This window comes from Specibacter sp. BI4, assembly GCF_056680095.1.
Map to the genome: position 1 here is coordinate 2912596 of NZ_CM155265.1, position 23054 is coordinate 2935649.

The 23054-nt window shown below is 64.5% G+C and carries 23 protein-coding genes; 8 read left to right on the forward strand and 15 right to left on the reverse strand.

Features of this window, described 5'->3' with window-relative positions:
- Window positions 1–3: 3 nt before the first annotated feature.
- The 6 genes from AC1L6K_RS13375 to AC1L6K_RS13400 all read right to left on the reverse strand — a co-directional run bounded on the left by AC1L6K_RS13375 (window position 4) and on the right by AC1L6K_RS13400 (window position 6288).
- Window positions 4–327, reverse strand: a complete 324-nt coding sequence (locus tag AC1L6K_RS13375; protein WP_480949352.1) for a putative quinol monooxygenase — start codon at window positions 325–327, stop codon at window positions 4–6.
- 144 nt (window positions 328–471) lie between these two features.
- The gene (locus AC1L6K_RS13380; protein WP_480949353.1) at window positions 472–1152 is read right to left on the reverse strand and encodes an MBL fold metallo-hydrolase; all 681 of its coding nucleotides are present in this window, start codon (window positions 1150–1152) and stop codon (window positions 472–474) included.
- Between the two features lie 111 nt (window positions 1153–1263).
- Window positions 1264–2232 carry an ABC transporter permease gene (locus AC1L6K_RS13385; RefSeq protein ID WP_480949354.1) on the reverse strand — a complete coding sequence of 323 codons (969 nt, stop codon included), beginning with the start codon at window positions 2230–2232 and terminating at the stop codon, window positions 1264–1266.
- On the reverse strand, window positions 2222–3307 hold the full coding sequence (locus AC1L6K_RS13390) for an ABC transporter ATP-binding protein (protein ID WP_480949355.1): 1086 nt from the start codon (window positions 3305–3307) through the stop codon (window positions 2222–2224). Before AC1L6K_RS13390 ends, AC1L6K_RS13385 begins: the two co-directional genes overlap by 11 nt.
- Window positions 3304–4563: a LolA family protein gene (locus AC1L6K_RS13395; protein ID WP_480949356.1), complete on the reverse strand. Its 1260-nt coding sequence runs from the start codon at window positions 4561–4563 to the stop codon at window positions 3304–3306. The genes AC1L6K_RS13390 and AC1L6K_RS13395 overlap by 4 nt, the downstream gene beginning before the upstream one ends.
- A 201-nt stretch (window positions 4564–4764) precedes the next feature.
- Window positions 4765–6288: a flotillin family protein gene (locus AC1L6K_RS13400; protein WP_480949357.1), complete on the reverse strand. Its 1524-nt coding sequence runs from the start codon at window positions 6286–6288 to the stop codon at window positions 4765–4767.
- A 405-nt stretch (window positions 6289–6693) separates the two neighbouring features.
- Here AC1L6K_RS13400 and AC1L6K_RS13405 point away from each other — a divergent pair, with 405 nt between their 5' ends.
- Window positions 6694–7776, forward strand: coding sequence for a hypothetical protein (locus AC1L6K_RS13405; RefSeq protein ID WP_480949358.1), 1083 nt, complete (start codon window positions 6694–6696; stop codon window positions 7774–7776).
- Window positions 7777–7782: 6 nt separating this feature from the next.
- Here AC1L6K_RS13405 and AC1L6K_RS13410 read toward each other — a convergent pair whose 3' ends face one another.
- A complete protein-coding gene (locus AC1L6K_RS13410; protein ID WP_480949359.1) occupies window positions 7783–8046 on the reverse strand; it encodes a hypothetical protein in 264 nt (87 codons plus the stop codon).
- Between the two features lie 152 nt (window positions 8047–8198).
- Window positions 8199–8663 carry a GatB/YqeY domain-containing protein gene (locus AC1L6K_RS13415; protein WP_480952773.1) on the reverse strand — a complete coding sequence of 155 codons (465 nt, stop codon included), beginning with the start codon at window positions 8661–8663 and terminating at the stop codon, window positions 8199–8201.
- Window positions 8664–8872: 209 nt separating this feature from the next.
- Between AC1L6K_RS13415 and AC1L6K_RS13420 the strand changes: the two genes are divergently transcribed.
- Window positions 8873–9640 carry a DUF427 domain-containing protein gene (locus AC1L6K_RS13420; RefSeq protein WP_480949360.1) on the forward strand — a complete coding sequence of 256 codons (768 nt, stop codon included), beginning with the start codon at window positions 8873–8875 and terminating at the stop codon, window positions 9638–9640.
- A gap of 22 nt (window positions 9641–9662) precedes the next feature.
- Here the strand turns inward: AC1L6K_RS13420 and AC1L6K_RS13425 are convergent, their stop codons facing one another.
- From AC1L6K_RS13425 to AC1L6K_RS13440, 4 genes are all read right to left on the reverse strand, one after another.
- The gene (locus tag AC1L6K_RS13425) at window positions 9663–11279 is read right to left on the reverse strand and encodes an HD domain-containing phosphohydrolase (RefSeq protein ID WP_480949361.1); all 1617 of its coding nucleotides are present in this window, start codon (window positions 11277–11279) and stop codon (window positions 9663–9665) included.
- A gap of 40 nt (window positions 11280–11319) precedes the next feature.
- Window positions 11320–11928, reverse strand: coding sequence for a carboxymuconolactone decarboxylase family protein (locus AC1L6K_RS13430; protein WP_480949362.1), 609 nt, complete (start codon window positions 11926–11928; stop codon window positions 11320–11322).
- The gene (locus tag AC1L6K_RS13435; RefSeq protein ID WP_480949363.1) at window positions 11925–12674 is read right to left on the reverse strand and encodes a hypothetical protein; all 750 of its coding nucleotides are present in this window, start codon (window positions 12672–12674) and stop codon (window positions 11925–11927) included. Before AC1L6K_RS13435 ends, AC1L6K_RS13430 begins: the two co-directional genes overlap by 4 nt.
- 449 nt (window positions 12675–13123) lie before the next feature.
- A complete protein-coding gene (locus AC1L6K_RS13440; protein ID WP_480949364.1) occupies window positions 13124–13303 on the reverse strand; it encodes a hypothetical protein in 180 nt (59 codons plus the stop codon).
- A 151-nt stretch (window positions 13304–13454) separates the two neighbouring features.
- Here AC1L6K_RS13440 and AC1L6K_RS13445 point away from each other — a divergent pair, with 151 nt between their 5' ends.
- Complete coding sequence (locus AC1L6K_RS13445) at window positions 13455–14132, forward strand: YceI family protein (RefSeq protein ID WP_480949365.1); 678 nt, start codon at window positions 13455–13457, stop codon at window positions 14130–14132.
- Between the two features lie 67 nt (window positions 14133–14199).
- Here the strand turns inward: AC1L6K_RS13445 and AC1L6K_RS13450 are convergent, their stop codons facing one another.
- On the reverse strand, window positions 14200–14544 hold the full coding sequence (locus AC1L6K_RS13450) for a helix-hairpin-helix domain-containing protein (RefSeq protein ID WP_480949366.1): 345 nt from the start codon (window positions 14542–14544) through the stop codon (window positions 14200–14202).
- A 139-nt stretch (window positions 14545–14683) separates the two neighbouring features.
- On the opposite strand from AC1L6K_RS13450, the gene AC1L6K_RS13455 reads away from it, so the two are divergent.
- Window positions 14684–15493, forward strand: a complete 810-nt coding sequence (locus AC1L6K_RS13455; RefSeq protein WP_480949367.1) for a metal-dependent hydrolase — start codon at window positions 14684–14686, stop codon at window positions 15491–15493.
- Window positions 15494–15697: 204 nt separating this feature from the next.
- On the opposite strand, the gene AC1L6K_RS13460 is transcribed toward AC1L6K_RS13455, so the two are convergent.
- Window positions 15698–18133, reverse strand: a complete 2436-nt coding sequence (locus tag AC1L6K_RS13460; RefSeq protein WP_480949368.1) for an AAA family ATPase — start codon at window positions 18131–18133, stop codon at window positions 15698–15700.
- Between the two features lie 208 nt (window positions 18134–18341).
- Here AC1L6K_RS13460 and AC1L6K_RS13465 point away from each other — a divergent pair, with 208 nt between their 5' ends.
- The gene (locus AC1L6K_RS13465; protein WP_480949369.1) at window positions 18342–18956 is read left to right on the forward strand and encodes a phosphoribosylanthranilate isomerase; all 615 of its coding nucleotides are present in this window, start codon (window positions 18342–18344) and stop codon (window positions 18954–18956) included.
- A gap of 79 nt (window positions 18957–19035) precedes the next feature.
- On the opposite strand, the gene AC1L6K_RS13470 is transcribed toward AC1L6K_RS13465, so the two are convergent.
- Window positions 19036–19800 carry an alpha/beta hydrolase family protein gene (locus AC1L6K_RS13470; RefSeq protein ID WP_480949370.1) on the reverse strand — a complete coding sequence of 255 codons (765 nt, stop codon included), beginning with the start codon at window positions 19798–19800 and terminating at the stop codon, window positions 19036–19038.
- A gap of 235 nt (window positions 19801–20035) precedes the next feature.
- On the opposite strand from AC1L6K_RS13470, the gene AC1L6K_RS13475 reads away from it, so the two are divergent.
- From AC1L6K_RS13475 to AC1L6K_RS13485, 3 genes are all read left to right on the forward strand, one after another.
- Window positions 20036–21202: an ROK family protein gene (locus AC1L6K_RS13475; protein ID WP_480949371.1), complete on the forward strand. Its 1167-nt coding sequence runs from the start codon at window positions 20036–20038 to the stop codon at window positions 21200–21202.
- A 117-nt stretch (window positions 21203–21319) separates the two neighbouring features.
- Window positions 21320–22198, forward strand: a complete 879-nt coding sequence (locus AC1L6K_RS13480; RefSeq protein ID WP_480949372.1) for an ABC transporter permease — start codon at window positions 21320–21322, stop codon at window positions 22196–22198.
- A gap of 9 nt (window positions 22199–22207) precedes the next feature.
- The gene (locus AC1L6K_RS13485; RefSeq protein WP_480949373.1) at window positions 22208–23029 is read left to right on the forward strand and encodes an ABC transporter ATP-binding protein; all 822 of its coding nucleotides are present in this window, start codon (window positions 22208–22210) and stop codon (window positions 23027–23029) included.
- Window positions 23030–23054: the final 25 nt, after the last annotated feature.

The following is a 23054-nucleotide window of genomic DNA, read 5'->3' on the forward strand; positions in this document are numbered from 1 at the left end:
TGATCAGCCGATCTTCAGTTCGCCCATTTCGTCCCAGCCGCTGCCGTCAACCTTGCGGGAGACGATCTTCGGCGTCGAAACCAAGGCCGGGCGCATGGACTCCAGGCCGGCGGCGAAGTGTGCGCTGGAGACGTGGGCGCCCGCGGCGTCGTCGTCGAGGAACGCTTCGACGAGGACGTACTCGTTGGCGTCCTCGACGCTGCGTGACCAATCGAACCAGAGGTTGCCGGGCTCGGCGCGGGTTGCCTCGGTGAACGGGGTCACCCGTTCAATGAAAGTGTCGATGAATTCGGGCTTGACCTGGTATTTCACAACAATAAAGTACATAACCCAAGCCTAGCGCCCGCGGGGCCCCATGCGAGCGAAGCGAGTGTTGGGGAGGGCGTGACGGCGCTAGCGCCCGCGGGGCCCCATGCGAGCGAAGCGAGTGTTGGGGAGGGCGTGACGGCGCCAGCGCCCGCGGCTGTTGCCCTACCAGCCGCGCTCGCGCCACTGCGGCAGCGAGTCACGCTCCGCACCGAGCGTTGTCGGGTTCCCGTGGCCCGGCAGCACGACGGCTTCGTCGCCGTAGGCATTGAACAGGCGTTCTTCCACATCGTCGAGCAGCTGGGTGAAGCGTGCCGGGTCCTTCTCGGTGTTGCCCACGCCGCCCGGAAACAGTGAATCACCGCTGAAGATCAGCGTTGTGCCGGAATTTTCGGGCTCGGGGCGCAACACGTACGCCATGGACCCGGGTGTGTGGCCCCGCAGGTGCACCGTGGCCAGCGCAATGCCGTCAACTGCCAGGGTTCCTCCGTGAACGAGCGAGGTGTCTGTCGAGACTCCTGTTTCGGCCAGGATGCCTGCCGTGTCGGCAGCCCCGGCCGCCGTCGCCGTGCCGGACTGGGCCACGAGCCCTGCCAGGGCGCGGACGTGGTCCCAGTGCTGGTGTGTTGTGGCGATCATGGCCAGGGACACGGGGGCTTCGGCATCGTCGGCGGCATCGGCGAAGAGGGCGTTGATGGCCGGCAGGTCGTCGGCTGCGTCGATGAGGATTTGCTTTCCGGTGGCCTTCGCCGTGATCAGGTAGACGTTGTTCTGCATTTCTGAAACAACTGCACGGCGGACGGTGTGGTTGGGAAGATCATGGATCAGCGAAGAATCAGTAATCATTTCTCCACCCTATTCCACAACGCAGCCGCACGGACCGAAGTTCGACGAAGTCTGGCCGGCCGGCGGAGATGGACTGGGCTGTTCGCCGCCGCGCGCCCGCACCACTGCAGCTCAGGAAAGCACGTCTTTTGTGGCAAAGCGGCCGTATGCCAGCGCCCCGAAGACGGCAATCCAGCCCAGCTGCAGCACCACGTTGCCGGCAAAGGAATTCCACACAATCGGGTCCCGCAGAAAATCGGCAAAACCGAGCCAGTAATGCGTGAACAGCCACGGGTGCAGCCACGCCAGCTGAGGCAGCGCATCCAGGACCTGCGACACGATGGACAGCACAACCGTGGCAGCCATCGCCCCCACCGGCATGTCGGTCAGCGTTGAAATGAACAGGCCCACCGCGGAAAGACCCAACAGCGACACCACCACATAGGCGCCAACCAGCAGGATCCTGCCCTCGGCAGCCCATGCGTCGACGGTGTTGCCGGACAGCAGCGGGACCGGCCCCACCGGGAACAAGAGCAGGCCGATGACCGACCCGCCCAGCACGACGGCGGCCGTTGCGGCCAGCGCGAACACGGCGGCTCCCACATATTTCACGACCAGGAGACGGAAGCGGCCGCTGGGTGCCGCAAGCAAGTACCGCAGGGTTCCCATGTTTGCCTCGCCGGCGATCGTGTCGCCTGCCACCACTCCCACCGCCAGCGGCAGGAACAATGGCGTGCACAGCACCAAGGCGGTGAGCACCACAAACAGCCCGTTCTGGGTGATCCTGTCCAGGAAGGCCGGGCCACCGCCGTGGTGTTCCGGCGCGGAGAGCCTGACAGCGACCGCGATGAGCACCGGAACCCCGGCCAGTACAACCAGCATGGCCCAGGTACGGCGGCGCCGGAACATGAGCGACAATTCGCTGCGCAGCAGCGGCCAGGTACTGGAGCGGGTGCTTGCGGCGGCCGAAGTAGGCGCTGGGGGCGGGGTTGAAAGCCCGGAGGATGCGGGCGCCGGTGTGACGGCTGCTGTCTGGGTTGCTTCGGGGGCTGCCTTGCCGGCTGCTGCGCCCGCCGGTTCACTGGCTGGACTATTGGGCAACGTCGAATCCCTCCCCCGTGAGCTCAACAAAGCGCTCTTCCAGGCTGCCGGCATCAACGGCGAATCCCCGCACACGGACTCCGGCGGACACGAGCGCTGCCACGATCTCTTCCGGCGCCCCAATCAGCCCTGAAACCCCAGGCTGCGGGGAGCCGCCCGCTGGCAGCCATGCCGACACCAGCGCGGTTGTTCCATCTGCTTCGGGGACTGAGGATGCGGGCACGCATAATGTGGGCACGGAGGAAGCGGGCCCGGGGGCGGCGATGCCGGACCCATCTGTGCCCGGCACCTGCGCTCCGAAGACATTGTCTGTGGCGGGGACCAGGCCGAGGCGGGCCAGGACGGCAAGGGAGGCCCCGGCGTCGGGCGTCAATAGAGTGACACGGGAACGGCCGGCGGCACGGAGCTCATTGAGCCCGCCTTGGGCGACGAGCCTGCCGGCCTTCATGATGGCGGCGTGGGTGCACACCTGCTCCACCTCGGCCAGGAGGTGGCTGGAGACGAAGACGGTGGTGCCGCCGTGGGCAAGGGAGCTGACGAGTTTGCGGACCTCCCGGGTCCCTTGGGGGTCGAGGCCGTTGGTGGGCTCGTCGAGAATCATGAGCTCGCGCGGGCGCAGCAGGGCGTTGGCCAGGCCCAGCCGTTGTTTCATGCCGAGCGAATAGGCCTTGACCTTCTTCTCGGCCACGGCCTCCAAGCCCACCCGGGCGAGGGCGTATTGCACGCGTGCGCGGCGGGTCGCTGTGGTGGCGTGCCGGTCGGCGCTGTCGAGCCGGTTCAGGTTGGCGCGGCCGGACAGGAACGGGTAGAAGGCGGGGCCCTCCACGAGCGTGCCGATGTGGGGCAGGACGTCGTCCAGCTTTCCGGGCATCTCCCGGCCCAGCACGTCGGCTTCCCCGCCGCTCGGGGTGACAAGGCCCAGGAGCATGCGGATGGTGGTGGTTTTGCCGGAGCCGTTGGGGCCGAGGAAGCCGAAGACCGAGCCGGAGGGGACTGTGAGGTCGAGATCTCCGACGGCTGTTTGCGCACCAAACCGTTTCGTCAGGCCGCGGGTTTCAATGGCGGTTTGGCTCACTTGGCAGCCGGGCCGGGTTGCTGGGCTGCGCCCCGAAGTGCTGCCGTTTGGAGCGCCGCCAAGGGGACGGCGCCCGTGAGCAGCCTGCCGTCCGGGGTGATCAGGGCGGTGACGAGTGTGGTTTCAAGGGCCGTGCCGCCGGAAACCTGGTGCAGGAGTGTAGACAGCGCCGGGTTGTTGGCGAGACCTGCAGGGGCGGTGCCTGCGGGTGTTTCAACAATGGTGGACCATCCGGTGCCGGAGGTGGTTGGTTTCAGGGCTGGCGGGTCGGTTGGCGGTGCCGTTGGTGTTGCTGTGCCGGGTTCTGTCTCGGGTGTTGGCGGCTGAGCCGGAAGCAATTTTTCCGTGACCGTGGCGCCCGCGGGTGGGGTGAAGTCGAACACTGATGGCGGCGGCGCTGCCAGCGTCACCTGGCTGAAGGCGACTTCAAACGCGGTTTTGCCGCTCTGTGTGGACTTGACGGTCACGCTCAGGGGCAATCCCGATTCTGCGTCAACGGCCACGGAGATTCCACCGACCAGCGTCCCCTCGGTGCGCGGTTGCAGCTCCAGGACATAGGCGTTCCGGCCGGCAACGCGGGTGGTGACACCCGCCGTGACCTGTGTGGTGGGATCGATGTTCGCCAGCAGCTTGGTGGCGAGGTCTCCCGGGGTATGGACGGGTGAATCAGGCAGGGCCGGGCTTCCTGCGCCCAGGATTGCGTCGTCCGGGGTTGCCGGACCGCGCGTCGAATCGACCGGCAGCGTCAGTTTCGTGGCCGTGTTTGCGGCCGAGTCGTAACTCCAGACCACGTTTCCCTGGCGGATGAGGTCGCGTTCGGCCAGATTGTCCAGCATCTGAATCCGCTGCTCCGCCGGGCCGCCGGCATACACGCGGGCCGTGTGGGGAGAGCCCAGCATCTCGACGAGTGCACTGATGTTGCCAGGGCTGATGGACGATGGGCTGATGGTTGCCGGGCTCAGGCTCGCGGGGCCGGCTGCTCCGGGCGTGGGCGGTGCCTGCCCAGCCGATCCGCTCCGCGCCCCCGGAGCCAGTCCCCCGTTGGGCAGTTGCGGAAGACCGAGGTCCACTGACTGTTCCACCGTGCCGGACAGGGCAGTGGCTTTGCTGGCGGCAACCATGTCCAGCAGCTGCGCCGCGCTCTTGGCGGGCAGGGTGGGAGGCGCAGCTGCCTGCAGAGGTGCTGCGAGTACAAATCCGGCGATGATTGCCGGCATGGCCGCTGCCGGCATCCACCGCACCCAGCGACGGCTCATGACGGCCGCGCCCTCATTGGCAAACGCATAGTTTCAGGTTACGCCTGCCGGGGCCCGGTTGACCCCCATATGGTGCGGCGTTCGTGAAAACACGCCGGCATGTGGTGCCGGGGTGGGCGTGGCGATTGACAGCACGACGACGGCGGCCCACCCCAGGTGAGCCGCCGTCGTCGTGCTGTTTGGTATTGCAGTTCGGGACTGCTACTCCGCCGGGCCTTCCGGAGCATGGACCATCCCGTTGGTGCTGGGGACGGCTTCCTTGGCGGAACCGCTGGAAGAGCCGGTGTCGCCGCCCACCATGCCCTGCAGCAGGCTGATGATGTCAAGGCCGGTGGAGTCCTTGATCAACTGGGTTGTCTGCTGGACGCCGTTGGAGACGTTTTTGCTCAACTGGCTGGCGCCGTCGTTGGAGATGACTGTCATGTCCTTGATGGCGGACATGGGTGCGGCAATTTCGCGGGCCATGGCCGGCAGGACCTCGAGGACCTTGCTCAGGATGGCGGCCTCGTTGAACTTCTCGTAGGCCTCGGCCTGGGCGGCGATGCCCGCGGCCTCTGCCACGCCCTTCGCCTCGGTGGACCCGGCTTCAGCCTGGCCACGCGACTTGATGACGGCAGCGTCGGCCCGGCCGCGCGCCTCGATCACTGCAGCCTCGGCGTTGCCTCGAGCGGTGTTGGCGGCGGCGTCCGCCTCGGCCGCAACCCTGTCACCCTCGGCCGTGAGCTTGCGCTTGGCGAGTTCAACGGTGGCCTCGATTTCGGCAGCCTCCGAGGCCCGGCGTCGCTCTTCAAGCTTGGCGTCGGCCTGCTGGATGAGCCGGTACTTCTCGGCATCCGCCGGCTTGCGGACCTCGGTGTCGAGCTCCTTTTCACGCAACTCTGCACGGCGCATGGCAACCTGCTGGTCACGAATGATGACCTGCTCGTTCTGTTCGGCAGCGGCCAGCGGACCGGCGGCATCGGCACGTGCCTGGCGGGCGTCGGCCTCTTCCTTGAGTTCAGCCCGCTTGATGATCAGCTGCTGCTGGGCAAGTGCAACCTGCTCATCGGCGATCGCCTTCGCCTGCTCGGCTTCCTGGAGGAACTGGGCTTCGGCTACCTTGGCGTTCTTCTCGGCCTGTGCGGCCTCCGGGCGGCCCAGGTTTTGCAGGTAGCCGGTCTCATCATCCACCGACTGGATCTGGAACGTATCGATCTCCAGGCCCTGGTTGTGCATGGAGTGCTCGGCTTCTTCCTTCACGCTCTTGGCGAAGGTGGCGCGGTCCTTGATGATCGACTCAACTGTCAGGGTGCCCACGATGGAACGCAGCGAACCTGACAGTGTCTCCTGCGTGTAGTGGTCAATGGCGTCCTGCTGGTTGAGGAAACGCTGGGCCGCCTTGCGCACGGACTCCGCATCGCCGCCCACCTTCACCTGGGCCACGCCCGTGAGGTGGAGCTTAATGCCGTTCTTGGAAATGCCCTCAATCTTCAACGACACCTGGCGCGAGGCCAGTGAGAGGGGGTAGGCGCGCTGGGTGAACGGGTTGATGAAGATCCGGCCGAACACAACACGCTGGCTGTTGGGATCCGGCTGGCTCTTGTTGTCCTTGGAGGAGATGACAAGTGCCTGGTCCGGACTGGCGATATGCAGGGCCATGCGCGAGATGATGGCACCAATGATGATGAGCACCACCAGAACGGCAAGCCCTATGAACAAGGGGATGAGGGTCAGAGCTGACAACACGAGACCTTTCAGTTTTGGTGGCGGTCCGCTGGGATTTCATGGCCCGCCTCGTCGTTTCAATCCTACGGACTTTGGGGGCATTCTCCACATGATGGAGAAACAAGCCTGCGATTGGGTTTCCGGCGTGCCGGAAACAGGTACGATGGCTTCCCATTGTTCCTGGAATTGTGTCAGGGACGGAGGCCAGGACACAGCAATCGGCGGAGTTCGGCTGCCACGGTTGCAACGGAGGGTCGTGTGCCCCCGATTGCCGGGCCGTGCCGAACCATCCCTTGCGCGACACGGCCCGCCGGTATTAACTGGGAGCAGCAAAGTTCGTTCCGCAGGACGCGCCACCAAGGTCAGTGACCGGCCGGTAAGCATGGGCGGGGACTGACAGGACGGGCACACGAGCAGGGGCGCCAGGTGGATGATCCAAGTGCGGTGACGATAGTCATTGAGGACGACGGACCGGTGCTCTTGATCATCTTCCTGGTCCTGACACTCATTTCCCTTGGCATCCAGATCCTGGAAAACTCGCGGCAGCGCAGAAAACTGGCCGTCCTTGCCGGCAGCAACCAGGAGACGCGGCAACGCGGCCGCGTGTTCTTTTACACCGTCCTGGTCCTGGGCCTGCTCACGCTTGCCGCCAACTACATCACGGGTATCACCTCAAGTCTGGCGGCATCCCGCATTGACGACGTCAAGGACCCCGTCAGCCTGCTGTCCCTGCCCGGACTGGGATTCACCGTCCTGACGCTGTTGGTGTACGCGGCGGCCATACTGTTCATCGCCGGAATGTTCCTGCGCAACGAGCGCATTGAGCTTCCCGAACTCCTTGCGGACCTCAACGACGCCAGGAAGTTTGGCGCACTGGACAGCCCCCACCAGATTGCGCACTACGCGTCCGAGCTTGAGCAGTTGAGCCAAACACGGAAGGCCGCCCGCGCCAAGCAGTTCACCGACGGGGACTTTGCTGTCTACTTCACGTCCCGGGAGTCGCTGGACCGGCCCCATATTCGCCAGCAGCTGCGGCACCTCAGGACTGATCCGCAGCATCGCGCCCGCACGCGGTATCTCCTCCGGAGGCTGTTGCTGAACTACCGGTTGTCCGCCGGAAAATGGCTGCTGCCGTTCGGCCTGATTGCCGCACTGTCGCTGTACTTCACGGTGCAGGAGGCCATCAACGCGAACGACGGCGAACCCGACTATCTCTTGTCGGTCCTCTGGGTGGTTGCGTGCGTTTTGGGGCTTGCGGCCCTGGCCGGCCAATACCGTTGCGACATGGGGAAGGTCTTGCTGAAAGCCCGCAAGGAGTTCATCTCCGAGCAAACTGAGGCGGAGTGCCGGACCATCCTGGAGCAGGCAGCTGAAGACCTGCCCGCTCCCCCGGGCCCGGCCCCAGCCTTCCCGGCCGGCTCCGGGCACAACTGCGGCCGGGACGACTGGAAGCCGCTGCTGCGGATCGGCCGGTGGGAAGCCGGGCGGCGGCCCAAGGGCGCGGGTTAGACCGCCCTAGGGCTTCATGCCCGCCTGGACCGGGACGTGGTCGACGGCGTTCCGGCGGTGGATCTTCTTGGTGTTGCGGTCAAAGCCCTTGGCATCAAGGTTGTTGCCCAAGCGGTAGGAAGCCAGTGCCTCGTCGTAGATCTCATTCATCCGCCGGCCGGTGTACTCGGCCACGGTGCCATCTGAGAATGTGATGGAAATCAGCGTCTTGGCGGGGAAATGCCGGCTCATGCGCACATATCCGTCGCTGTCTTGCTTCAGTTGGATCATGGGGTTCCGTCTCAAATCATCTGCGCCTCACTACTGGTGAGGCGGGGTTGCCGTCCCCGGCTCCTGCCAGGGACGGACGGGCTGCTTCGTGCGGGCTTATTGCCAGGGCCGAAGCAGGCCGAAAAAACTCATGCTGTTGGTGCAGGCAATTCCTACTGGAGTCGCTTGCGGACCATTTCGGAGACGGCCTTGCCGTCGAAACGGCCGGCGATCTCGGCAGTTATGGGCTTCATGGCCAGGCCCATCTGCTTCATTGAAAGTTTGCCCTGCCCGGCTTCGAGGCCGGTGATGATGCGATCAACCACCGCTGCTGCCTCTTCGGCGTTGAGCGGCTTCGGCAGGTAGGCCTCGATGACTTCCGCCTCGGCAATCTCCGCGCCTGCGCGCTCGGGCTCGCCCGCTTCGCTGTAAATCTTTGCGGTGTCCCGGCGCTTGGCAGCTTCTTTTTGCAACAAGGTGATGACTTGGGCGTCATCGAACTCGACGGGGGTCTTGCCACCCTTTTCACGCGTCTCGATCTCGCCCAGGACGTTGCGAACGGTGGTCAGGGCAATCTTGTTGCCCGCTTTCATGTGCCCGACGACGTCTGTCTTCAGTTGCTGCTTGAGCGTGGACATGTGTTCCCCTAAATCTGCTGAAGGCATCAGCGTGGTGGTCATTGCCCCCAATTATCCTCCCTGGCGGCGGTTGCCTTGCACGCACCCATCTGCCGTTGGCTCCAAACCTCGCGGTCCGGAATCCCGAAAACGGTCGCCGGGCATGGCCGGGCCGGCGTCTCCGGCGTAAAATTCCTTTCATCCCCACTAGCGGAAATCAGGTGGTCCCCGTGCGGATCGAATTGAGCGAAAAATGGGTGCGTGCCATTGTCGGTGACACCGTCGTGGTTGACACCCGGGCGCCGATGCTGTTTTGGGAAGAAAAGTTTCCCGTCCCGTCATACGCCTTCGCCAAGGCCGACGTGCGCATGGATCTTTTACTGCCGCGGGACGATGGTCCCGTCGACGGACCGTTTTTCCATCTGCCCAAGGGGCCGGTTGCCCGATGGTTTGACCTGCACGTGGCCGACAGGGTCATCCCGCACGCAGCCTGGATCCTTGATGACCCTGTGCTGATCGACCGGGTCGTGTTCAATTGGCAGTCGGGCATTGTGGACCGCTGGTTGGAGGAGGATCAAGAGGTCCACGGCCATCCGAGGGATCCCCACAAACGGGTCGAGGCGCTCCCGAGCTCACGCCATGTCAGTGTTGCGCTGGACGGCGTGACACTCGCCGAGACCCCCCACCCGGTTTTGTTGTTTGAAACTTACCTGCCAACCCGCTTCTACTTCCCGCGCAGCGACGTTGACCTGGGCACGCTCAGCATCAGTGCCAATCGCAGCCACTGTCCCTACAAGGGCTACGCGGATGAATATTGGGATGCCCCGGGAGCACCCGGCGTCGCGTGGTCCTACCCGCATCCCTACCCTGCCGTCGGAGCCATCGAGGGCAGGATCGCGTTTTACAACGAATCGGTGGACACCACAGTGGATGGCGTGCTGGTGCCCCGGCCGAGGTCCATTTTTTCGCAAACAAGAAACCGCCCCGACACCGCTTAGACCGGCGACCGCTGCCTGCCAACTAACCAGATCTGTCCCACAGGCCGTGGTCAAGGGCATAGAGGGTGGCCGAGACACGGTTTGTGGCACCAATCTTGGCATAAATGTGCTCCACATGGTTGCGCGCCGTCTTCGGGGCGATGAACAATGCAGCGGCGATGTCCTTGTTGTTCATCCCTTGGCACAGCCGCCTGAGCACCTCCAGTTCCCTTCCGGTCAAACCAGAGGGTGGGCTGCGCCGTCGTGCCGCCCCATGCCCGGCCACGACAAGGACCGCATTGACGGCGTCCTCGCCCAAACGGCCCGCCCGGGCCTCGAACCACAACCGCTGTCCCGCTGCACGCGGCGCCAACACGGCCCGGTGCGGCCGCGGCTCCAGCGACGTCTGGTAGGAGTCGGCGGCGGCGAGAATCCGCTGGCTTTCGTCAAGGCGGCCACCGGCAAGTCCGCGCGGATAGCCCGAGCCGTCGAGCCGTTCGTGATGTGAACCGGCAACCTCAGCCACCCGCTGCAGGCCCGGAACCCTGCCCAGGATGCGCTCGCTCAGGTACGGGTACATCTGCAGGCGCTCAACGTCCATGGCCGACAGTGCCGAGATTTTGTCCCAGATTCCGTTGGAGACGCCCATCCGGCCCAGATCGTGGGCCCACCCCGCGCGCCGGAGCACTGCCACCTCGTCGCTTGGCAGTCCGCGCTCCCCCGCCGCGCCTGCCGCCAGCACAGCCACGGCGCGGGAATGCCCGGCGGTGTAAGGCGACTTCAGGTCTGCAAAATCTCCCATGGCAGACAGAATGGTGTCGATCCCGGCCGCCGACAGGGGTGCCTCGTCCGGGGCGGCCGAGAGGGCTGCCGGCCACGGGTCAAGGTCCAGCAGCCCGGCCGTCAGCTCGACGGCATGCGCACAGAACAAATCCGCCAGCAGGGGGTCGAATTGGGTCCCGCGGCGTTCCTTGACAGTGCCCACCGCCGCTGCCAATCCGGACGTCCGGAGGAAGACTTCGGCCGTGTCTGCGAGTTGGGCGATGCGCATTTCCAGCGGAATTTCAACGCCGGACCGTCCTGCCGGGAGCCCCTTGCCGTCCCAGCGTTCAAAGGTGTGGCTGAGAATGGCAGGCATGCCTTGGTCCAATCCCACGCGCTCGGCCAAGCGGCCCGCTGAGCTGCAATGCGAGCGGATCAAGGCCCTGACAGCCGAGTTTGCCGTTGCTGCGAACTGCGCCTGACGGGCCGCACGCTGCCAGCGAGGGAGCCCGGTTCCCGTGTGGCGCAGCATCAAGGACAGCATGGGGATCCCGTGGGCGTCGATGAGATAGTAGTCGTTCCGGAACGAGATGTCATCGCCAAAGAGGGCCGCCAGTTCAAAGGAGTCGGCGTGGCAGCCAATCCAGGCGAGCTGGTTTGCGTAGTAGATGCGGTCGCGGCCCGCTTGGTCAATGTCGACGAGTTTCGCCATGCGCAGCCCCAGAAGAGTGGCCCGCAGCATGTGTTCCATGGGCTGTCCGAGGCCGAGGTCGATGGCGAGCGACAAGGCTGCCAGAATTTCCGGACGCCGGATGGGCGCCGGACCGCGCTGCAACGGCCCCGCTGGGACGTGCCCAGCTGGAGGCACGTTGGAGCGTTCCGAACCTTGATCCGCCACACGTCAATTCTACGGCCGAAAAGTACCTGACCCCAGTTCTTCAGGCAGCATTGAACTCCCGGCCTGCGGGCGGCACGGCACCGGGCGGGGCGAGCAGGGCGTCCTGCAGTTGCCGGCTCAGTCCGGGCGGGACGTCGACATCTATGGCCAGGGCCTGCAGCGCCTTGCTGAAGTAGTTCCGGGCTGCCGCAGCCAGGGCGATGTCAACGATCTCCCGGTCGCTGAAGCCAACGTCGCGCAGGGACTGCGAGTCGCCGTCGTCCATGGCGGCGGCGTTCGTGCTGAGCTTGTACGCAAAGTCCATCACGGCCACCTCCGCCGCAGAAAGGCCCGCGTCGTGGTGGTCCCGGGCAAGCCGGACGAGGTCCGTTTCGGCCATGAATTTCAGTGACTTTTTCCCGTGGGCCAGCAGGCAGGCGGCGGAGCCAAGGCCGCGCGCGGCGGCCAGGGTCACCAGCTCGTAGCGGCGCATGCCCAATGATCCGGCGATGGCCGACTGCAGCGCCCGCCATGCACCGTAGGCCTCCGGATTCAGGGCCAGGACACTGGTGTGGCTGGGGACGTAGCCCATGGCTTGAATGTCGGTGGCAAAAATTTCCCCGGCGAGTCCCGTGGCTTCGGATTCCTGAATGGCTGCCACGATGCTCATGACGCCCATCCGTTCTGCGTTGCAGCCGGTGCTGCTGCGGATGTTGCTGCTGTTGACGGGAATCTGAGGGCCAGCTCGGCCACGAACAATCCCCGTTGCGGAAGCCAAAAGTCGGCCAGGTGGTCCTGCACGGGGAGCGGCCGGGGGGATCCGACGTCGACCCCTGCAACGGTTGCCCGGCTGGTGCCAATGCTCCACACGCGCAGGGGCCTCGCCTGAAACGACTGGCCGTTGGGGACACGGCCGCTGAAGGTCAGCTTCCCAGCGCCCAGTGCGGGACCCATCATCCTGCCCATGGCGTGCAATGCGACATCCCTTCGCCACAGCGCCGGGGGCATGTGCCGGGCCATCGCCGTGGCCGCCGCAGTCGTCCAGCCCGCCTTCATGCCCAGCTCCCAACGCACAACCCCGGGCACAATCACGGTCAGATCCCAAGGGCTCGTCCATTCAGCCGTGACGGTTGACTGGCTGGTTTCCTGCACGGCTGTGCCAAAGTACCTGGCGCAGCTGACTTCCGGAGGGGCATCTGCATGGATGCTCCACTGCCCGTCGGGGGTGCGGAGCCACACGGCGTGGTAGCCGGGGCCAACAGAGCTTGCCGGGAAACGCCTGAACGCCAGGTAGTGGCCGGAGCTGAACGGCAGCCCCATGACTGCGTAGCCGGAAAAATGTTCGGCCGTGTCCTCCGGGAGTGCTGTTTCGGACTCCGCCAGTACTGCGGACTGCTGCGGTGTTGTCGTTGACATTGTGGGCTCCTTCACTTGATGTGAAGAGCGTATGGCCGGCGTGCCCCTGACGCATGGGGCAGATGACCCATTTAGGGAGGCCACTGCGAGAACTGCGGCACGGATTGCCTCCCGCTCGTCCCGGAGAGCGCAGGGCGGCAGGCGCTCCCTTGGTGGCCGTCGGCTAGCGGCCGTCGCCCGGGAAGGGCGGGGCTGGCGGTGGCTGCGGCGGTGTGCCGGGCTCTGGTGGCTCCATGGGATCGGGCGGAAATGTTGGATCCGGAGGGAACGGCGCAGGGAAAGGTTCGCCGGGCGGGGACGGCCTGGTTGGGTCCGGCGGCTGGGTCGGGTCCGGCGAGATCGGCGGCCGGCTGGGATCGGGAATCGATGCTTTTGCAGGCGGCACCTGCAGGCGCGGCGCGTTCCGTGGCGGCGTGTTCATGGCATCCCCACTCTCTTGGTGCGTAAGGTTACGAGCCCGTGACCCGGGGTTCAATGTCGGGGTCACTTGACGTTTCCTCTTCCAGCAGGGCAGGCTCCGGGACAACGAGTTTGATGAATTCCTCCACCGGTGACCGAGGTCCGCCCTCATTTGATGGGCTCTTCCCGGGGCCCCGCTCGGGCCGTTCTTCACCTGGTTCTTCGCTCATGAGTCAACGCTACGCCGCATGACTTGACTCGGGAACCCCGGATGCCGGCTGGAACCAAACAGTCATGGATCGGGTCCAGGAAAGTCCCAGCTTATCCCCAGCCGGCAGTGGCATAGTTCATTGCTCCGAGCCAATTTTTGAGGGGCAGCGCATGCGCAGGAAATGGATCATCATCGCAGGATCCCTATTGGTCGTCATCGGCGCCATCTGGGGTGGAAGTGCCGTCTACGCAAATATCGAGAACAGCAAGTCCTTGGACCAGCTCGCCCTGTCGACACCGACCGCCGGCACCGGCCCGTCCAGCACCCTCGACGCCGGCTCCATCGCCGGCAAATGGCAAATCGCCGACACTTCCCAGGCCGGGTACCGGGTAAAGGAAGTCCTCAACGGCCAGAACGTCACCGTCGTGGGCCGGACCGACGACGTCGAAGGGCAGGCAACCATCGACGGCACCTCGCTGAGCACCGCGACGGCGACTGTCACCATGACGGGCGTTGCGACAGACAACAGCAGCCGGGACAGCCAGTTCCTGGGCATCCTGAAGACGCAGGAATTTCCCACATCCACCTTTGCCTTAACCACGCCTGTGGACATTGGCACCCTGAGCAGCGGGCCCGTGTCGGTTCAGGCAGCCGGGGACCTGACAGTTGCCGGGGTGACCAAGCCGGTCACAGTCAGTCTCGAAGCGCAGGCAACGGACGGCGGCGTTGAGGTGCAGGGATCCATTCCCATCGTGTTCTCCGACTTCGGCATTGACGCCCCCAACCTGGGTTTCGTCAAGGTTGAGGGCACGGGCACCATCGAGATGCTGCTCCAGCTCACCAAATAGGCTGCTCCAGCTCACCAAATAGTCAGTGCGTCCGGCCAGTGCGCCGCAGCCGGGCACACAAGGGCTGCTATTCGCCGTCGAACGCCAGGCCCCGCAAGGCCAGCTCCGCGCGCAGAATACGAATCCCCTTGGGTCCCATGCCGTGAAGCTGGAGGAGGTCCGCAGCAGCCGCCTCGGCCAGGTGCTCGTAGCTGATGATGCCTGCGCCCGCCAGGGCCCTCATGGCGGGCTTGGAAATGGCGGGCCGGAATTCACTGGCCGCCGCAGTGTTTGAATCGCTCATGGAGCTTCCCCTGGCGTCGAAGGTGTCTGTGGAATCCATTCTCACCCATGAGTCGCCAGCGTGGTCGATTGAGGTGCTCCCGCCTTCCACATCCGGGGTCTTCGCTGCGGCCCCTGGATTTGAACGCATCCTCCAACTCCTTGGTTGTGTGACCCCTGCCGCACGCGTCCTGGAATGTCAGCGGCTGCCCCTAGGCTTGGAGCAGCAGGTTTTGTCCACGTGTTGCGGGATCAGAACAAAAAACCCGAGCATGCAAGGACGTGACCCCATGATGGGACCCCATCACGCTGCCAGCGGCGCCGCCGTCTGGCTGGCCCTGACCACACAATTTGACGTGGGACTGGGGGCAGTGTCGGGTGTGCTGCCGGCACTTCCCGAGCAGGTGACCGTCGGCATGGGGCTGCTTGACCTCACCCCTACGGGTGTGCTCGTCGGCGCCATGGTGACGGCCGGCGCCGCGCTGGTGCCCGACGCGGACCACCGCCACGCAACGATTGCCCATTCCCTGCCGCCGCTTTCAAACATCATGTGCATACAGGTGGGCAAGATGTCAGGAGGCCACCGGCACGGCACACACTCCGTCCTGGGCCTTGCCATCTTTGTCGCCATCGCGGTGCTCGCCGGGATGTGGACAGTCGAGCTGCCAACTTTTGGCACCATTTTCCCCGGCGCAGGATTACTGGCCGTGCTGCTGACGTCGTTCGCTGCCAAGGCCCTGAAGTTCATCCCTGACACCATGCGCAAGTTCCCGTGGGTGATGGGCATTGCCGCTGGCGCCTTCGTCACGTTCTTTGCCCCGCAGGAAGAGTTCTGGTTTCCCCTGGCCATGGCACTGGGCGTGGCCATGCACATACTCGGGGACATGCTGACAACCGGCGGCTGCAACCTCATCTGGCCGTTGCGGATCAGGCCTCCCCGGTTCCTGCGCAAGGTGCCGCTGGTGAAGAACATCTGGCGGCCCAACGGCAACATTGCACTGCCGCTTTTGGGCAATGCCGGCTCGGTGCGGGAATGGCTGGTGCTGGTGCCCGTCAGCGGCTACGTCATCTGGGCGATGGCGGACACAGTGTTTTCCTGAACTGTGTGCCCGGGGCGCCGGGCACACAGCCGCGGCAAACTGCCCTAGCCTCCGCACTCTTGGAGCCGCATTCCTGCCACGCGTCGGCACCTGCGGCAACCAGGGATCAAATGTGCCCGTGAAAGAAACCGCCGTCAGTGAGGCTCGGATGCCGGGCTGGCGCTTGACACCCAGCTGACTGCTAAGGGATTGCCAGTAAAACTGCTATCCCTTCCACCGTTGAAGGCTGCCCGCCAGAAAATTCTTCAGACCAAGCCCCGAGCTGCTGGGGGTCGTAGTCGCCGGTACGTCGCCCACCGACACGTGGTCGACGGTTGGCTCCTGCGGTTTATTGTTGCCTTCAGCCCACTCGCCTGGGTTCCTGGACCATTGAAGGAACTGCCCGGCGTCGAACGTAGGTTTGTTGTACTTGGCCGCATTCCTGGCCTTGCCGGATTGCGAACCGACTTCCGCCGTCACCAGCGCCTCGCACTTGGACTTGGTCACGCTTCCCACGGGTTCCAAACCCATTGAAACGGCAATGGCTTCCATGTCGGGACGCGAGTACATGGTGCCCGCCCCGTCGATGACGGTTCCGGTGAAACACACCCGCGCGCCCGCAATGAGCACAGCCGAGATGTCCTGTTCGCCGGACGCCTCCTGTTCCGGATCCAGGATCTGGTGCCCGGTCCGGGCTTCAACAGCGTGAAGGAGGATCCTGGTTTGGGCGTTCAGGCTGGTGCGTTGCGCGGTGGTGCGCAAATGCCCGGCCAGCACAGCAGCGGCGGATTCCCCTGCTGTGACAATGCCGCCCAGGCTGAAGTTCCCGGCATCCCGGCCGCGAGTCAATAAGTAGCCTGTGCGCTGCCCTGGATCGGGAAAGACGTCGGCAAAGACATTGCGGGCCGAACCTGCGCCGGCAATGTCGCGCACGGCCCGGGCCCGTTCAAGGGCATCCGGTGCCCTCAGCCGTTCCGCCTCACGGGGTGTAATTTTGGCTCTGTCGATCTCCACGCCGAGGGGCATGGGCACGACGTATCCGTTGCGTTTGAGTTCGTAATCGAAGTAGCCAAGTGACTGGTCAATGTCCTCGCCGACTGGAGTCCTGCCGGCGAGGTGCGGCGCCAGGGCCGCCCACGCTTCGGTCAGGAGTGGCGCCAACTGGATGTCGCCGGCCGAGATGCCGTAGACAGCGCGGGCATCCCCAAGGTCGCGTTCGGGATTGACCAAGGTGGTGACCTCGAGGCCGTCATCGGTCACGAGAGCTATCTCGATCGGGCGCGGACGCCAGGCCCTGCCTTCGTCGCCCACGGTGCTGACCCCAAGATAGACGCTGCCGCGCGGTGCCATCTCAGTTCCGCCCGACCGCAGGAATCGGCGGATGCGCTGGTCCACCTTCAAATCCTTGGGCTGAATGTCACGCCGCAGCACCAGTCCGTCCATGCTGGTGCACCGGCTCAGCGCCACATACAGCTGACCGTAGGCGAAAGTCCCGCCGGCCAGGTCGACAACCATGCGGTCAAGCGTCTGTCCCTGGCTCTTGTGTATGGTGATGGCCCAGGCAAGGCGGAACGGCAGCTGCGTGTAGGTGCCAATCACGTCATGGCGCAGGCGGCCCGCCTCGACCACCGGGCGGTTGATTTCCCACGTGTGCGGCCCCACTTCCGCGCGTGTGCCGCCAGGGAGCTCGACCTCCACCATGACCTCACCCTCGACAGTGAAGTGGCCCGTGATCCGGCCAATCGTGCCGTTGGCCCAGCGCCTGTCGGCATCGTTGGAGAGCAGCATGATCTGAGCCCCCACTTGATATTCGAGGACATCCTCCGTCGGCTTGTCGAACCCGTCCACGTCCCCGGTGACGCTCGCGACATGTTGCAGCGCGGGCATGGGCAGCTGTTCGAGCATCTCCCGGTTCCGGGCGCCGGCGATCCGGTTGGTCGTTGCCAGCGTCAACCAAAATTCATCCAAGGGAGGCAGGAAGGACGCATCCGTCCTGGCGTTGAGCACCGCACGTTCCACTTCCTGCAGAGCGCCTTCCCGCACAGAGTTGAGGACGTGCACCAGCTGCGTGTCGCCGACCTGGCGAAACATGGTGGTGAGTTCAACCAGCGGGAAATGTGCGTGGTCGTAGCTGTCCGCTGCGAAGAAATAAGGTGAGCTGTAGCGTGTGCTGAAGTACTCGGACTCGACCTCGGTCACCACTGGAGGGAGCTGATACAGGTCGCCCACCAACACAATTTGCACGCCGCCAAACCGTGTGCCGGGTTTCGGGCCAAACCGTTCAAGGGCAGCAGCAATGCAGTCAAACAAGTCTGCACGGATCATGGACGCTTCATCAATGACCAGCGTGTCCAGGCTCTTGATGGTTTTGGCGAAACTCCGCGGGTAATAGTCGGCAGACTTTACCTGTTCCACGGTGGTTCGCGGGCTGAAGGAGAACAATCTGTGGATGGTGTAGCCCTCGACATTCAGCGCGGCGATTCCCGTGGGGGCAGCCACAATGACATTTCGCCGGGTCGAGCCCAGGAAGTGCCGCACCAAAGTGGACTTTCCCGTACCAGCCTTCCCCGTCAGGAACAGGCTGTTGCCACCGTCGAGCAAGGTCAGTGCTTTCCTGAACTCGTCAGTCAGCACCATGTTGTCGGTACCCTCAAGCATCATGCCCGCGCTCCCCCCTGCAGTTGTAGCACCCATCATGACAGCCGGGTCTGACATGCCACGCATCGGGACTCGACTCTCCACCGACGAGTGGTCGTCTTCCCCAAACAGGCCGTGTCCAGTGCGGCAAGGCTGTTAAGATGGCTCTTGGGACGCACGACGGCGGATCCCCGTTCGCGTTGTTGGGCGAAAGTTAGCTTTGAGGCTGGGTATGTACGTAAAGATTTGCGGTTTGCAGACTGTGGAAACAGTTGCCGCGGCGGTGGACGCCGGAGCCGATGCCATTGGTTTCGTCTTTGCCCCCGGCAGCCCCCGGACAGTCTTAGCCGAACTGGCCGCCGAGCTTGGCAGCACCGTTCCTGAGGGTGTTGAAACCGTGGGAGTGTTCCGCAACCAGCCCATCGACGAGGTTGTGGCAATATCCCGCCGGGCCGCAATCAGCACAGTTCAACTGCATGGCAATGAATCGCCAGCCGACATGGCCCGTCTTCACGCGGATGGATTCCGGACGTTGCGCGCCTTCTCGGCGGACGCCTACAACACGCTGGATGCCGCGGAACAGCTGGCGTGGGAGTCCGAGCGCATCCTGCTTGACGCCGTCGAACCCGGTGCGGGCGTCACCTTTGATGCCAGCTTGCTCAAGGGTGGAGCGCCCCGGGGCTTTTGGCTGCTCGCCGGGGGCCTCACCCCTTTCAACGTGGCCGAACTGGCTGCTTCACTTGGTCCCAGCGGCGTGGACGTCTCCAGCGGTGTTGAATCCAGCCGCGGAGTCAAAGACATCAAGCTCATCCAAGAGTTCATCCACGCAGCCCGCATCAACCCCTAAACCCCTCCCGGGGGTGTCAGGGATGCGGTTGTCTGCCCGCCAGCCCGCCAGCCCGGCAACCCCGCATGCCGGCACAGATTTACGCCAACAGCCGGCGCAGCACCCAGTCCATGGCTTGTTGCACCGCCGCACGCGATGCATCCGTGTCGTCGACAATGTCAAAGCTGTGGTGTCCGTCCGCAACCTCGATGACGTCCAGCCGCGCCTGCCGCACACGCGCTTCAGCGATGAATTCATCCACAGTGACAGCAATGACAGGCTGTTCCTGTCCCACTCGGGTGACAAGCATGGGCACGTCACCAGCCTCCGCCAGTGCCGACGTGGGGCGGAAGCGGGCCTCGACATCCATTCCCGGCCACGGCGCCATGAGCGGATAGCTGGCCGCGATGCAGCGCAGCCACCCTGGCGTGTCCCTGATCCAATCCGCTGCCAGCATGCCGGCCCCGGAAAAGAACCACAGGGCCACGCGTTCAGGATCCACCCCGGGAAGAAGGCGCACAGCGGCGGCCGCATCGACAACATCCCGGGCGGCATCCGCATACGCGGCCGGTGAGACCAATCCGTGCTCAATGACGACGCCAACAGCCCCGTGCGCCGCCGCCAAGGAACCATAACCAGCGAAGACCGGCCAGTCCCTGGGGCGGGGCTGCATCTCCGGCGGAACCGGGCCGCCGTGGACAAATATGATGGCCGGCAGCAGGGGTGCGATGTCCCCCTCACTGCTTTCCGTGCCGTGCGGCCCGTGCGGCCCGTCCGGCCTGTAGACATCCAGGGACCCGTCACGCACGGCTTTGCAAGCTGGCACCGGCAGGACAAATGGATTCATGTACGTGGGTTGCGCCATGGAAACAGTCAACCAGATTCCGTCTTGTCTGCAACCGGATCCCGGCGGTTAATCCGGCGCAGTGCCGGCCCGCCGCCAACCCCGCCGGGGCCCGCCAAGAAACTTCGTGGCGCTTGCCGTGAAAAAGGATTAAAGACAATAGGCTTTACATAAATGGTCCGCATAAGGAAATCCCGCTGATGGAACGCCTGCATGCTGGGCCAGGTGACCCGCTGACATTGAGAAAGTAGGACCCGTGCTGACATCTGACGACAGCGCCTTGCAAGCCGTGCGGCGTAGACATGAACTGCGCGTATTGGAGTCGCTGGTGGCCCACGGCAGCAGGACCCGCAGGGAACTCGAGACAGACACCAAGCTCTCCCGCACCACACTGTCCGCCATCGTGGGAGAACTTCGCAGCCGGGGCGTGCTGACCGAAAACGACCAGTCGTTCCACGCCGCCGGACGCAACGGGAGGCCCACGAAGGTCCTGTCACTCAATCCCAAGGCCGGCGCCGCCGTCGGCCTTGAGTTGGGCCGGCGTCGCATCAGCATCTCCGTCACAGGCTTCGACGGCTCCACTGTCACCCGCGAACGCCAGGAAATCTCCAGCTCGATGGCACTGGACGGGAAGGTGAAACTTGCCGCCGACATGGTCCAGCAGCTGATCGACGACGGCCGAATCACCCCCGGGACCGTGGTCGGCACCGGCGTGGGCATTGCCAGCCGACACGCCAATCCCCTCTCCTTGTCCGACGGCGCCGAACGGCAGCTTGATCCGCAGGGAGCCACCCTGGCACCACTGCGGGAGGTGCTGCCCGCTCCCCTGCTGTGGGACAACAACATCCGCCTCGCCGCCATGGCCTATGGCAAGGACAGTGAAAACCTGCTCTACGTGGTGCTTTCGGCAGGCATCAGCTCCGCCGTGGTTACAAACGGGGCACTCCTTCGTGGCGGCAATGGTCTCGCCGGGGAACTGGGCCACCTCAGTGTCGACTTCGCCGGCCCATTGTGCTGGTGCGGCCGCCACGGCTGCCTCGAAAGCTTCATCAACGAAGCCAATGTGCTGGTTGAGGCCGCCCATCGGGGGCAATCCTTTGCCTCCATTGCCGAGCTGGCCCAGGCCGCAGCCGACGGAAATGACATCGCCGCCAACATCGTTGACTGGGCAGGTGAACTGCTGGCTCACGCCATTGTTGGAGCCTGCGTCCTGTTGGATCCGAGCCGCGTCGTCATTGCCGGGGAACTCTCCCAATTCGGGGAACCACTTCTGGCGCCGGTGCGCACGGCCCTGGCCGAACAACACCTTGACCTCGGCCCGCGCCGGACCACCATCAGCACCGCCGAGTTTGCGCCCAGCGCAGGCAGCGACGGTGCCGCCCAGACGGCCCTGAAGCATTGGGCGCTGGCAACCATCAGCTGAGGGTTGGTGCCCTGTCCGACGTCGTCCCCCTGGACCAAAAACGCCACAAAAGTTAACGACAAGTCTATTTATGTAAAGGCTGTTGACATGATGTGATCCATACCATAGATTTGTGCCATGGCACCAAAAGACACCATCTCTCTCGTCGACCAGCTGTCGGCAACCACTCGCAGCAAGACACCCAGTGAGCACTCCGGCAGCACTGCCGGTGCCCCCAAGAAGACGGCGAACCCCATTCGCCGCAAGCTCAGCCGCAAGGCACTGCTCGCCATCAATTTTGGCTCTGTGGCGGCAGGCCTGGTCGCGTGGTCGGTGTTTTCAGCCGCGGGAGTCGTGGGCCTTCCCGGTCCCATCGAAGTCGTCGCCAGGGGCGGCGAGCTGCTGGCCGACGGCACCCTCGCCGAAGACTCCGGCGCCTCCCTGGCCCGCGTCCTCACCGGCTTCCTGATTGGCAGCCTGCTGGCAATCCCCGTGGGATTCCTGATGGGCTGGTACCAAGTGGGCCGCGCCATCATTGAGCCGTGGGTGCAGTTTTTCCGCACCATTCCGCCACTGGCGCTGCTTCCCCTGGTCATGGTGACCATGGGCATCGGCGAAACGCCGAAGATCTTCGTGATCTTCCTGGCAGCGTTCCTTTCCTGCGTCATCTCCACCTACCAGGGCGTGGTCAGCGTGGACAAGACGCTCATCAATGCAGCCCGCGTGCTGGGCGCCAACAGCTTCGTCATCTTCCGGCGCGTCGTGGTGCCTGCATCCTCGCCATTCATCCTGGTGGGCATGCGGATCGGGCTGGGTGCTGGCTGGGCCACAGTGGTTGCCGCCGAACTCCTGGCTGCCCCGAACGGACTGGGCATGCGCATGCAACAGGCCCAGACCTTCTATGACATGCCCACCATCCTCGTCAACGTGGTTGTCATCGGCATCTTCGGCCTGCTCATGGACCGCCTGCTGTTGATGGTCGAGGCCCACCTGACCCGCTGGCAAGAACGCCGCTAAGGACAACCCATGACAACCGCAACGACAAACGCCATGACAACCGCAACGACAAACGCCATGATCCGCTTTGAGGACCTGCGCCAGGAGTTCACCCTCACGGGCACCACCTTCACCGCCCTGGACGGGGTGAACCTCGACATAGCCGACGGCGAATTCGTCACCGTCGTGGGCCCCTCGGGCTGTGGCAAGTCCACCATGCTCAATGCCGCAGCGGGCCTGCTGGATCCCACGAGCGGCCGCGTCATGGTCGATGACAGGGAGGTGCACGGGCCCAGCACCCGCACCGGCGTCATCTTCCAGCAGTACGCGCTGTTCCCCTGGCTCACAGTACGGAAGAACGTTGAGTTTGGACTCGAGCTGAAGAAGGTTCCCGCCAAGGAACGCCGCGTCATCGTGGACCACTATCTTGAATTGGTGGGACTGACCCGCTTTGCCGAGGCCCTGCCCAAGGAACTTTCCGGCGGCATGAAGCAGCGTTGCGCCATCGCCCGCGCTTACGCCGTCGACCCCGAAATCCTGCTCATGGACGAACCCTTCGGCGCCCTTGACGCGTTGACCCGCGTGCACATGCAGGAGCAGCTCCTGGAGACCTGGACCAAGGAACGGCGCACAGTCATGTTCGTCACCCACGACGTCGACGAGTCGGTGTTCCTGGCCTCCAGGGTAATCGTCATGGCTGCACGCCCGGGCCGGATCTACAGGGAAATCAAAATCGACCTACCTTACCCGCGCACGGAGGCAATGCGCCTCTCGGACGAGTTTGCCCGGCTGCGCGCCCAGGTGTGGGAGGCCGTCTACCACCAGCCGGGCATCGCCGAGGCACACCAGTAACTCCGTCATTCAACACACCCACAGC